This is a genomic window from Candidatus Profftia tarda, from assembly GCF_904848675.1.
GTDB classification, from domain to species: domain Bacteria; phylum Pseudomonadota; class Gammaproteobacteria; order Enterobacterales; family Enterobacteriaceae; genus Profftia; species Profftia tarda.
The window spans coordinates 119,425-132,827 of record NZ_LR890047.1; the positions used below are offsets into that span (position 1 = coordinate 119,425).

At 30.5% G+C, this 13,403-nt stretch carries 4 protein-coding genes and 1 tRNA gene; 4 read left to right on the forward strand and 1 reads right to left on the reverse strand.

The genetic code is table 11. The features are described 5' to 3' along the window. Positions 1-1,140 precede the first annotated feature (1,140 nt). Positions 1,141-2,469 carry a cadaverine/lysine antiporter gene (gene cadB, locus KTT71_RS00290; protein ID WP_216782506.1) on the forward strand — a complete coding sequence of 443 codons (1,329 nt, stop codon included), beginning with the start codon at positions 1,141-1,143 and terminating at the stop codon, positions 2,467-2,469. Positions 2,470-3,726: 1,257 nt separating this feature from the next. Further along, positions 3,727-3,802: transfer RNA gene (locus KTT71_RS00295), tRNA-Ala, on the forward strand. A 933-nt stretch (positions 3,803-4,735) separates the two neighbouring features. Here KTT71_RS00295 and cysS read toward each other — a convergent pair. Continuing rightward, positions 4,736-6,121, reverse strand: a complete 1,386-nt coding sequence (cysS, locus tag KTT71_RS00300; protein WP_216782507.1) for a cysteine--tRNA ligase — start codon at positions 6,119-6,121, stop codon at positions 4,736-4,738. A gap of 4,234 nt (positions 6,122-10,355) precedes the next feature. Here cysS and prfB point away from each other — a divergent pair. Next, a protein-coding gene (gene prfB, locus KTT71_RS00305; RefSeq protein ID WP_216782508.1) for a peptide chain release factor 2 occupies positions 10,356-11,457 on the forward strand; the annotation gives its coding sequence in 2 pieces (ribosomal slippage) (positions 10,356-10,430 and positions 10,432-11,457; 1,101 coding nt in all). Between the two features lie 10 nt (positions 11,458-11,467). Continuing rightward, the gene (lysS, locus tag KTT71_RS00310; protein ID WP_216782509.1) at positions 11,468-12,985 is read left to right on the forward strand and encodes a lysine--tRNA ligase; all 1,518 of its coding nucleotides are present in this window, start codon (positions 11,468-11,470) and stop codon (positions 12,983-12,985) included. Positions 12,986-13,403: the final 418 nt, after the last annotated feature.

Genomic DNA, 13,403 nt, shown 5'->3' on the forward strand with positions numbered 1-13,403 from the left:
TAACAAAGATATACCCGATAGACATATCTATCATGGTATATATTTTTTAATTTTTTCTTGTGAAAATTTATATGTTTTTTGCTTTCTGAATTCTTTGTTAGAAATTAGTAGCTCAGGAAATTAGCATAAATTTAAACACTACTTCATTTAATAACGTTGCAAATATATAGATTGATTCATAATGCTACTTAAAAGTTATGATAAGTATCGAATAGCCAAGGAAATCTACATGATATAAAATAGTAACAAGATTTTCTACACACAATATCTAGCATATGTACAGTGCTATAAATGGAATGCTCTTGCATTGCGATATCATCCTTTCTGATTAGATCTAATGTATGATGCTTATTCGATCAAAATTTAAATGTACTATAGCGTACAAATAAAATATACTTTTTATCAAAATTTATTTATTTTATAATTTTCATAATAACTCAATTAGTAAAAGTAAAATGCTATAACCTTATTAATAAATTGCGCAATTGATTAGTAATAACTAAGAAATTATAAATAATAACTACTTTACAGAGATTAAGGTTGAGGTTGAGGTTGAGATTAAGTAAAGTCATTAAGTATCGATATATAACATGAGTATATCATTGCATATGATAATAATTTATATATAGTAAAATACTTTTTTACTACCTGCATCTACATTATTAATAATCATAGTTCCATGTGATATAGCTCAATTGCAGTCATCATCTGGTGATTTATTAACTTAATTTATGCTGTAACCTGCTCTTTTATAGAGTTGTGATCAAGAGAATATAGCCATTTAAAAATGGAGGCTTCTAAAGCTGCATTTTTATTCAATTATAAATATTGTATATCAAATGATAATGCAAATATTGATTGATTTGATCAAGATAATAGACTTATAAAATATTTTATTAATATCTAAATAAATATTAATGATTTAGATATTTATATTTATGAATATAGCTCTATAATTAATCATCTTTTAATTATATACACCATGTTTTATGAATTAAGAAATAAATTATTTTTTACAATCACCGCTTTAAAAATATTTTAAATACCTATGTTAATCTCTCTATATACATCAGGATTAGCGCAATAATTGTATATCTATCTAGCGGTCGCACTAAAAATGATTACTGGAGTGTTAAGCTTATGGGATCTGTAAAAAAAATTGGACTCATTGCTTGTACTGGTCTTGTTGCTGGTAATATGATGGGGAGCGGAATCGCGTTGTTACCAACTAATCTTGCTAAATTAGGTTCTATCGCTATTATTGGTTGGATAGTTGCACTGGTAGGTGCAATTTCATGGGCTTATGTCTATTCTAGATTATCGACCATAAATCCTCAACAAGGTGGTCCTATTGCCTATGCCGGCGAAATTAGCCCCGTTTTAGGCTTCCAAACCGGGGTGCTATATTATCATGCAAACTGGATAGGTAATCTCGCGATCTGTATTACTTCTGTATCTTATCTCTCGACCTTCTATACAATTTTTCATAACCCGATTACTTCAGGTATTATCTGTATCTCTATTATCTGGATGTTGACCCTTTTTAACATTCTCGGTGGTACATGGATAAGCTATTTAACAACTTTTGGCCTTAGTTTAGTACTAATTCCTGTGATAGGTACTGGTATTTTTGGATGGTATTGGTTTAATATGGAGACCTATAAAACAAATTGGAATATTTCTGGATATACTGATTATCATACCATCATAAAAAGTATTTTATTATGTTTATGGGCTTTTATTGGCGTTGAGTCTGCCTCAGTAACAAGTAACATGGTAGAAAATCCTAATCGTAATGTTCCTATAGCTACTATGTTAGGTACTTTTCTTGTAGGCATAATCTATATAGCTGCTACGCAAGTTATTGCTGGCATGTACCCAGCTGCTCAAATGTCTTCATGCAGCGCTCCATTTGCTATGAGTGCTTCTACGATAGTAGGTAATAACTGGGCTGGTCCAGTCGTGTCTGCATCTATTATTTTTGCCTGTTTAACCTCACTAGGTTCTTGGATGATGTTAGTCGGTCAAGCCGGAGCTCGTGCTGCATACGATGGTTACTTCCCGAAAGTATATGGTGAAACAGATAAAAATGGCATTCCACGTAAGGGTCTTATTTTATCTGCCATAAAAATGACATTTCTGATGCTTGTGATTCTTTTTATAAACGTTAGCGGAGTTAAATTATCAGATCTTTTTGGTCATTTAATTGGGATTGCCGTGCTATTATTGATGTTGCCGTACTTCTACTCTTGTATAAATTTGATATACTTTGAAGGTCCTTATTTTAAAAATATTCAAAGCTTTATTGCTTCGATATTAGGCTGTATTTTTTGCTTTATCGCTCTGATAGGGGCAAATAGATTTGAATTAGCATTTACCTTTATAATTAGCCTCGTAATCTTAATTTTTTATTCAATGAAACCTGGTCGTTGCCAGGTACAAAACGAGACTAATAGTGGAGATTTCTGATGTATTGTACATATAATTTTTTGCATAAATAATGTTAAAAATCTCACGGTATTTCTTTATACAAAAACATGATCTGGTAGTTATTTTTATCGTATTGATTACTTAAGCAAATACTATTTAAAACTTATTTAAAGTAAAGATCTCTGTAAATGTGTATGATAGTGCGGGCATATTAATATTCCATACATATCTTGCTACTCAATAGTATCTTTTAATGAAAAATAATTTTATTTTTTTCTTTATACCTGAAGAAGTTTGATAGTTATCGTATCTTATGTATATTTCGGCTAAGTACACTGCCATAACATGCAAGATTTTTATCGTGAATGTTTATGGCAGATTATAACGCGTTGTTCTTATCTGTATTTGTTATCTCGCTAATGAGCTAATGCACACGAAAAGTGGTAATTAGAATATTCGCTCGGATAAGGATGCTCATTAGTAGCTCACATGTCTATAAAATTACAAATTAGCATTTATTAGCTTAGGAGTGAACTTTAGAATATTTAATGATTGATATATGTTTTAGCACAGCAAGTATGATGAGAATGAATCTTTTGTTTTGAATCCAAAATACATAGCGTTATATAATATTTAGGTAAAATAAATAAATTATGACCTACTAGGTAGGTTTTAATTTTTAGCTATAATTTTTATAAATATTTAAGTAGGCACTGCCTTGTCGTTAAATAATATACTAAGTGTACTATATTTATCACTGCATTTAGCGTTGATTGAGATTTCTAATGATGATTTTATTTCATATTTGACATATGACTATCCTGTGATTATTTATCATGCCTATATTAACTGATTTATACGAAAAGATAGTATGAGTATCATAGATAACTTATATTTGCCTGTTTGATATTAAAACGAGCATGCATACTAGCCTTATGCATAGTTTTTAGAAAATCTTGATACAATATTTGCACAAGTGCTACCGAGAGCACTTATCTTCTTTATATAATAATTCTAATAATTAAGACAATTGTCTTATAAGGTTAGCTACTATATATTAAATAATTATTTTTACTGATATATCTTAAAGCTAGTGCTCATTAATGCAATAGTATTAATTCTCTTTATTTGTTAAATGGCGCTTATTTACTAGATCTACTACTTTTCTTTATTGAAATGAAGAGTAAAATTATTGTTATATATTTCATATTTATCCCAAGAAAATAGTTTTTTAGTATTTTATGTTACTATCTTATCATTAAGGATATCTTAAATAAGTACTAAAAACCTGATCAAGGGGCTATAGCTCAGCCGGAAGAGCACTTGCATGGCATGCAAGAGGTCAGCGGTTCGATCCCGCTTAGCTCCACCAAAATTATAGCTGTTTCATCAGAATATTGTAGTCATTATCAACGGTATTACCTCATTTACCCTTCATGAATATGGCATGTATCCCTGAACTTATCTGAAATATTCATTCAGTGAATGTAGATTTATTCTCAGTGCATAATTTATTCGTATAGCACACTTTACCCGTATTATGTATTCTATCTCAGATAGTTATGTTCTATATCGGATTTTATTTTAGTTGTATTTCCGCGGCTAACTGTTTTATTTTCTAAGCATGCAGGATGGGTTGCTATATTTTACTGTTTATTTGGTAAATATATGCGTGAATAAATTTTATAAACGGAAAAAATAGGATGCTTAGATCTGAGTTTATAAGGCTTGATAAACGGATCTAATAGAAGTATATTTAGTACTTTTATCTCTTAAAAAGAGATATATTATGTTATATCTCCTAGAGCAGTAATATTCCATTTTGATGTTTGACACTATCTTATTTATAAACTCAGTAAAATAAAAATAGACTGTCCTTATAATTTTTTGGTTCATTTCAATGCTGGTATTATAAAGAATAAATAATAAATTTAATACCATATCTCTATCTTAAAATACTTTTCGCTACCGTAAAATGAACTAAAATGATGGAATCATATGAAGTACTTTTAGCTATAGATTCTTCATGGGCTTTAAAAAAAAGCAATAAGAATCTTTTAGTGTATTGTTTATCTAGACTATAAAAATTATGCTCTTTATGAGTTATGGCATTAAACATAAGCTATATTCATATATTCAATATGAGATCATAATAGATATATGAACTTAGATCGATTCAATATTCATCGCATATTAGATAAATTGTCATAAAATCAAGAGACAGTTATAATTCTTAGTTAGTATTACAATATATTATATAATCTTCTTATTTTCATTTGTTGTGATTTTGAGTTAACATTAAGCGTTATCTGAGACGCCAGATCGTTTCTTGAGGAGCATCCTCGAGTACTACGCCCAATCTATTTAGTTGATCTCGTATAGAATCGGCCATTGCCCAATTTTTGCTTGTACGTGCATCTTGACGCTTTTTAATAAGCGATTCTATACGATATATTCGCTTGTGATCAGCTCGAAGAATTTTTTTTAAGAAATCTTCTGGTTCTTGTTCCAATAATCCCAAGATCTTTGCCAGTCTACGCAATTCAGCCGCCATCGCATTTGCATGAGCCATATCTTTCAACTTCAATCTGTTTACTTCTCGAGCTAAATCAAATAGCGTAGAATAAGCTATTGGTGTATTAAAGTCATCATCCATGGCTTTGATAAAACGTTTGGTAAAAGAACTATTTTTTTGTGGATCCGTACTAGGGTCTGTGTTTCTTAGTGTTGTATACAGACGTTCTAGCGCTGCACGAGCTTGCTGCAAATTTTTTTCGCTGTAGTTTAATTGGCTACGGTAGTGACTAGACATCAGAAAATAACGAACTGTTTCTCCATCGTATTGCTCTAACACTTTCCGGATAGTCAAGAAGTTTCCTATTGATTTAGACATCTTCTCACGATCTATTAGCATCATGCCGGTGTGCATCCAGTATTTTACATGTGGACCATTTTGGCTGCACTTAGATTGAGTAATTTCATTGTCATGATGCGGAAAAATTAAATCTGAACCACCTCCATGAATATCGATATTTGCCCCAAATTGTTTGTTGCTCATAGCTGAACATTCAATATGCCAACCAGGACGTCCTGAGCCCCATGGAGATCCCCAACTAGGCTCATCTGGCATCGCAATTTTCCATAGTGCGAAATCCATTGGATTTCGTTTGAGACTACTAATCTCTACGCGCGCGCCTGCCTGTAACTTCCTAAGATTCTGACGAGAGAGAATCCCGTAATTAGGATCAGTATCTACGGCAAAAAACACGTCTCCAATTCTTGTAACGTATGCGTGCCCTCGTTCAAGCAGTCTTTCTATCATTCTAATTATTTCAGGAATATGTTCTGTTGCACGTGGCTCGATATCTAGGCGTAAAATATTTAAAGAATCAAAGTCTGTATGCATTTCATGCAGCATGCGTTTTGTTAGCTGATCACAGCTTTCGTTATTCTCTATTGCACGTTTGATGACTTTATTATCTATATCAGTGATGTTGCGCACATATTTTAAATTATACCCTAAAAAGTGCAAGTAACGTGCAACCATGTCAAAAGCAACAAATGTACGCCCGTGTCCTATATGACACAAATCGTAAACAGTAACTCCGCACACATACATGCCTACTTCACTGGAAAGTATGGGTTTGAATTCCTCTTTCTTGCGACTTAGTGTATTAAAAATTTCTAACATCCGGCACATCCAAGGTTTTAAATAAAATTAATTATAATAGATTGTGAATAAAAATAGTTTACAATAATAAATTCTTTGTAATACTTTAAATATAGTGACTATTATTCATTAATATATTTAAAGATTGTAATATCTTTTCTTGTATTGAGGGATAATTTGAGAGTCATGCATAATATAATTTACTTATTTAATGATTTATTTGGTAAGATGCTATCTTAATCTTACAGGGAGATATTATATATGACAGATAATTTTATCCGCAGTGATTAGATCAAATAATCTGCCGGAAAGATATGGCTATATGTTAATGATCATGGCTTGCAATACTGAATAACGTTTATAATATATTGTTACTATTATTAATAATCTCTTAGCGGCTCAATTACTGCTTTATTTTTTCTTTTGTAGGGCTCTTTTGTAAACTTTGTCATATCCTTGTCTCCATCTCAATAATTTTACCTTTGAAAGATCTATCAAGAATCCTGCTAGTTAAGAGCTAGAAGTTAGTTGCATAATAAATAAAATAACATATTTAATATTTTATATTAAGACCTTCAGGAAGCTATGATGATTAATTCGATCGATTCATGCCTGACTTCCTTCTATAGATAGATAAAATGATTTTTGAACGGTATAAAAGTCTAATATACCCATGTTCTTAACTAAAATTCGGATTGAATAGATCATATTAAAGATTGCATAATAATAGTTCTACAATTTTAGCTAGTTTCTGTATTACTGATCTAATCATCATTACACTAGCATATTCAGTTATCAAGTATTTCTCTTATATGAAAAAATTAAATATGTACTCTTAGTATTTGGAATTTTATGCTCCTAGTGTTTATTCATAACATAATATTATGCAGAACTCAAAGAGAGTATCCCTATTATATTAACCTACTGGATTAAGAATAATATTCTGAAATAATCTTTAAATTGTTATGATTGAAAGAGAAGATTTATTATGATTCTATTTCAATAGTCATTGATCTTCTTTCTTACATAAAAGACATCTATATTATTTTTTATAATATTATAGCGGATAAAATATTTCCTATATAGCGTGGGTTTCTTATGTAGTGTGATCATAAGAGTAGAGAGGTAGATAAATGAATGGATATGCTACATAAATTTTTCAGTTGCATGATAAGTACATATAGGTTTTTAGTTTAGCCCGTGAATGTTTAACTATGTATTTCTTACGAGCTTATTCTTATAGGTTGTACTAATTTCCGCAAGATTCTTAGGATACTTCAGGATTTAGCAGTATTAATACATTATATGTATGATTTCTTTTGTTGTACATTATCTATTAACGTAATTTATTGATAAAACTTTTTATTCTATTGATCTTCTTTAAAGAAGATGTAACAAAATAACATATCTAACTGTAAATTATAGCAAATTGTATGTATGAACCGGAGAGTTAATAAATTGGATTAGTGCAACCTATTATTATATTCTCCTGTATTATCCTATTGATCGTTTTGTGTACTCTCTTGCTGAGAATCTCAAGATATAAAAATATTGAACAATAATAAACCTTTTCTGGGTTAGAAAAGTGTGATCAATAGTGCTCAAAATCAAAGTATTTTATATGTTCTAAGAATATAATTTACATAGTTATAATTTTATTACTGATAAGTAATAGCAGCATTTTATATGTTAAATATTTTTAAGTACTAGCCTCTTTGCATAAAATTTGCGCCCATTTTGCATTTCCTTCATGCTTGCATTTTAATATAAAAGAAAGTATGTCTCTGCTGAGATTATAGTGGTGAATTTTATTGAGCTGAGAAAGTTATATTCTAATTTAGGTATGGTTGTATTATTGGATTTTTAGCTATTGTAATATTTTTATGAATTATTTTTGATACAAATCAAGTTTTGCATTGTTGCAACACACCTCGTTTAATATGTAAGTAGAGAGCATTCTCTCCTGCATCATTACTCAGATCCTTAAGTATTTATGACTATATTTTATGATTAGATATTATACCAAGATATTCATATAAATTTTAATTGATTTAAACAGTCTGTACAAATAACTTTTTTTCTAAAAAATGCAGTAATGCTATCTTATGTAAAGATTTTGATATTTCTTCTTTTAATTAGTTCCATATCTTCCTGAAATATCTTAAACCATAGATCGTGCAATAAATAGTTTAAATGATGCGGTTGCGTGATGAGAGGTCTTGGTATTTCTTATCTCACTTAAAATATCGTATAATACAATTATAATATAGGGGGTAATTTTATGATATTAATATTTCTTGATCTTTTAATATAGCGTGCTAATTGATGCATCTTTTATTATATTCTATTAATCAGTATTATAGCGATTTTTTAGTTAAATAATTTCATTGTTCTTTTATGTTAGGCATTGCACCTATAAATGTTTTTAGATGAAGTATCTTTTATTTATTTTTGTATTTTTACATTTTGTTTAGGCTCTTGTCACTAAGTTCACTTGCACTTTTTATTTAAGATTTTCTAAGTTTTACCTATAGCAAAATGCTATATCAGATCTTTGATTACTAATTTCATTACTATATATCAATTATTTTTTAAATTTATGATATTAAGTAACTATCAGCAAGACTTAATTATTTCTATCTAGTCTAAAAACAGTGCAGATATGATAGCTGTTGAGTAGCATTTATTTAAAAATTTATAACTTGTCATTAACTCTTTACTTCTCTTAAAATGGAGTGCATCTTCCGCTATTCTTGATCACACAAAGACTTTTCTAAAATACCTAAATGATCAATAATAATATCGTGTATTGAGAAATATACCTTAATCTTATCTAAGATATGCTTGTTCTAATTGTGATATACTTATAATTAGCAATAATATTCTTTATCTAATTTAAGAAATTATAAAATTATAATTGAATTTTTATACTAAAATTGCATCTATATTTTAGATGTGCATTTATAGATCTTAAAAGGTTTTATGGTGGAAGATATACATATAAAACAGTAAGAACTGAGTTCTAGATCAATAATAAAAAAGTTTAAACATGCTTCAAGGTTGATGCAGCTAGCTTTGTTATATTTGTATCAAATACAAAACCTATAGATAATATTATAAAGATAGTATGAGCCATAACACGACTAAAAAAGCATACTTTTTAAAGCTAGCAAATCTCCTGGGTAAATAAATTAAGTTTTATCAAATGTTCGCTATCATTTTAAAAGATTTTTGTTAAAACTAAAATCATCAGATTGCTATATATTTAAAGTCGCTAGGAAATTATATTGGATTTTAGTTATGCCTTGATTATTCATGCATAATGCTATTCTCTAAAAAATTTGTAAGTAGTGTACTGTTGTTTATGATACTGATATACTCAATCAGTCATATTTATGATATATACTTTATTATATTTTTAGAACTCAACATATATTTTCTGTAGTTCTATTTATTTTGCAAGGTTTAACCTCATCCCTGTCTAACAAAACAAAACAAAACAAAACATAGTTAATATAAGAATACAAAAATGATAGCATGAATAAATCACTAATTAGATGAACTGTTATGCATTGATTTATAGTATTTTGCTAATGGTACGATATATGATATCTGTCATGATTCTTAATATAGTAGCAGTATTAAGGCAGATATTATGCACGAAAGATGATCGATTAACATGACAATCCAATCAAGATAACCTAGTTGCAATACTTGATATATATCTTTATGTTGACTAAAGTGCACTCATTATCATCCTAGTATATGCATGGTGTATAAATATATTATGTTAAATAATAAAGTTAGCAGAATACACTAAGTTTATTATTAATTTGCTGATTAATAATATTAGGATTATAACCAACTAAGATGAATAACTAACTCTCTATATTATAATTTTAAGTATATAATTATAACATAAAATAGATTCATTTGCTGAATGATGTTTTGTAGAATGCTGATAGAGCATAAGGATGATATGAGGACATTATTACTGGAGCATCCTACAACAGATTACTAAGGAATATTTATACATAATAGCACAAAAAACTTTTTAAGATAAATACAACTAATTTTTTGATATATAAGTTGCTATCTTATACAAAGATCTCTCGCTATAATACAATATAACCCAATCAATTATCTTAATTTAGTTTTTATATCGCTTCTATAGGTCTTTTATGAAAGATCTCTACTTGCTTAAAGGTAATTTATTGAGTTCCTTGATTCACACTTAAAAAACGATATAAATAATATGTTTGAAATTCATCCATTAAAAAAACGCATGCACGATTTGTTTAAACGGGCACTAGCACTTAGAGACTATCTTTGACTATGATACTAACAAAGAACGTCTAGAAGAAGTGCAAACTAAGCTAAAACAGCCAAATATCTGGAGTATATCCCAATACGCCCAAGGTCTAAGCAGAGAGTGCTGTTCGCTACAAGAAATTGTTGATAATATTAGTCAAATTGATCAGTCTATGGCTGATGTCTCTGGTTTGATGGAACTTGCTAACGAATCTGAAGATAAAGAGACTATTGATGAAGCTGTATTTGAACTAGAACAATTAGAGGAAGTAATTATTCAGTTAGAATTGCGTCGTATGTTCTCTGGAGATAATGATGCTGATGATTGCTATATTGATATTCAAGCAGGATCTGGTGGGATAGACGCCCAAGATTGGGCTAGCATGTTATTGCGTATGTTCTTACGTTGGGCAGAAAATAAAGGATGTAAAACTGAAATTATTGAAGAGACGGAAGGTGAAGTTGCTGGTCTTAGATCTGTTAGTTTTAAAGTATCTGGAAAATATGCATATGGTTGGTTTCGCACTGAAACTGGTGTACACCGTTTAGTACGTAAAAGTCCTTTTGATTCTTGTGGTCGCCGTCATACGTCATTTAGCTCCGCCTTTGTCTACCCAGCAACAGCAACCGAAGATATTGAAATTCATATTCATCCATCTGATTTACGTATTGATGTATACCGCGCATCAGGAGCTGGGGGACAGCATGTTAATCGCACTGAATCAGCTGTACGTATCACCCATATACCAAGCAATACTGTAACTCAGTGTCAGAATAATCGTTCTCAGCACAAGAATAAAGATCAAGCAATGCGTCAACTGAAAGCTAAGCTATACCAATACTCAATGCAGAAGAGAAATTCTGAAAAAGAAGTTATAGAAAATAACAAATCTAATATCGGATGGGGAAGCCAAATTCGTTCTTATATACTCGACGATTCCCGCATAAAAGATTTACGTACTGGCGTTGAAACACGAAATACACAGTCCATTTTAGATGGTAATTTAGATATATTCATTGAGTCCAGCTTGAAATCTGGGTTTTGAGGTAACAAGTATGTCTGAACACCAAGAAAAAGATGCTATAAAAACTCTTGACATAAAAAACGAAATGCAATCACGCCGTAACAAGCTATCAGCTCTACGTAAAGCAGGATCAGTATTTCCTAATGATTTCCGCCGTGATGCTATTTCAGATAATTTGCATCGTCTATACAATGACAAAGATAAAAAAAAACTAGAAGAACTTAAGATCAATGTATCAGTTGCTGGTCGTATGATGACGCGCCGTATTATGGGACAAGCTTCTTTTGTGACTTTGCAAGATATGGGTGGGCGTATTCAGCTTTATGTTTCTTCTGATAACCTGCAAGAAGATCTGTATAACAACCAATTTAAAATATGGGATTTGGGTGATATCATTGGTGCACGTGGTCAAGTTTTCCGTACTCATACTGGAGAGTTATCTATCCGCTGCACCGAAATACGTTTATTGACTAAGGCCTTGAGACCGCTGCCGGATAAATTTCACGGTTTGGTAGACCAAGAGACGCGTTACCGCCAACGCTACCTAGATCTAATTGCTAATGAGGAATCTCGCAAGATCTTTCGTACTCGTTCTAAAACTTTAGCTGCAATCCGCAGTTTTATGTTTCATAAAGGTTTCATGGAAGTAGAAACTCCCATGATGCAAGTAATACCTGGAGGTGCTTCTGCACGTCCATTCATCACTCATCATAATGCACTAAATATTGATATGTACTTGCGCATTGCACCAGAACTATATCTAAAGCGTCTTGTTGTCGGTGGTTTTGAGCGTATCTTCGAAATTAATCGTAATTTTCGTAATGAAGGAGTGTCTTCGCGACATAACCCAGAGTTTACAATGATGGAAATCTATAAAGCTTACGGAGATCACCAAGACCTCATGATTCTTACTGAAGAGATGTTTCGCACTATCAGCGAGGAAGTACTAGGTAGCAGCATTATTAAGTATGGTGATCAAAAATTTGATTTTAGCAAACCTTTTATCAAAATGACCATGAAAGAGTCAATTCATCACTATTGTCCTAGCATTTCGATTAAATATTTAGATGATTTTATTAAAATCAATGAAATAGCAAAATATCTTAACATCAAGATAGAAAACACCTGGGGTCTGGGACGTATTCAATGTGAAATATTTGATAATATTGCAGAAAAAAAATTGGTTCAACCAACTTTTATCACTGAATATCCGTTAGAAGTATCTCCTCTGGCGCGCCGTAATGATAATAATCCGCTAATAACAGATCGCTTTGAATTATTTATTGGCGGACGTGAAATAGGTAATGGGTTTTCCGAGCTAAACGATGCAGAAGATCAAGCTGAACGATTTAAAAATCAGGTGTATGCAAAAGATAGAGGTGATGATGAAGCGATGTTCTATGATGAAGATTATGTTATTTCTCTGGAGCATGGCTTACCGCCAACTGCTGGTCTAGGAATCGGCATAGACCGTATGGTTATGTTATTTACTGATAGTCATACGATTCGTGATGTTATTCTATTCCCTACTATGAGTACAGTTAAATAAATATAAGATATTTAACTGCATATGAACTCTTCTCTAAAATATAAATATAGACTTTAAGTAATATTCTTTCTGGATTCAATTTACTAAGATAAGTACTAATATTCTTACGCTGTAATAATGAAATAAATATTTCAATTTGATATGATTAACTTTTATGACTAATGTTTAAAGGTTTATTTAAAATATCATATGATGATAGCAATTTAATATTAAACATGCGTTATCTCTATAATAGATAACCACGACTTAATCTTGAATCAGTAGCTCCAAGATTGTATTTTAGTGTGTGCTTTTATTGTAAAAATACTGCCTGATAAAAAGCTAATATATTAGCAAGTGATTTTTTAAAATTAAAAATAATTTTGATCTGAATGAACATATCAATTTTAAGATGCTTGGTCATAGAGAATTACTATTC

Coding starts and splice junctions, on each gene's coding strand:
- cadB (WP_216782506.1), top strand. CDS start 1,141: ATGGGATCTGTAAAAAAAATTGGACTCATTGCTTGTACTGGTCTTGTT.
- cysS (WP_216782507.1), bottom strand. CDS start 6,121: ATGTTAGAAATTTTTAATACACTAAGTCGCAAGAAAGAGGAATTCAAA.
- lysS (WP_216782509.1), top strand. CDS start 11,468: ATGTCTGAACACCAAGAAAAAGATGCTATAAAAACTCTTGACATAAAA.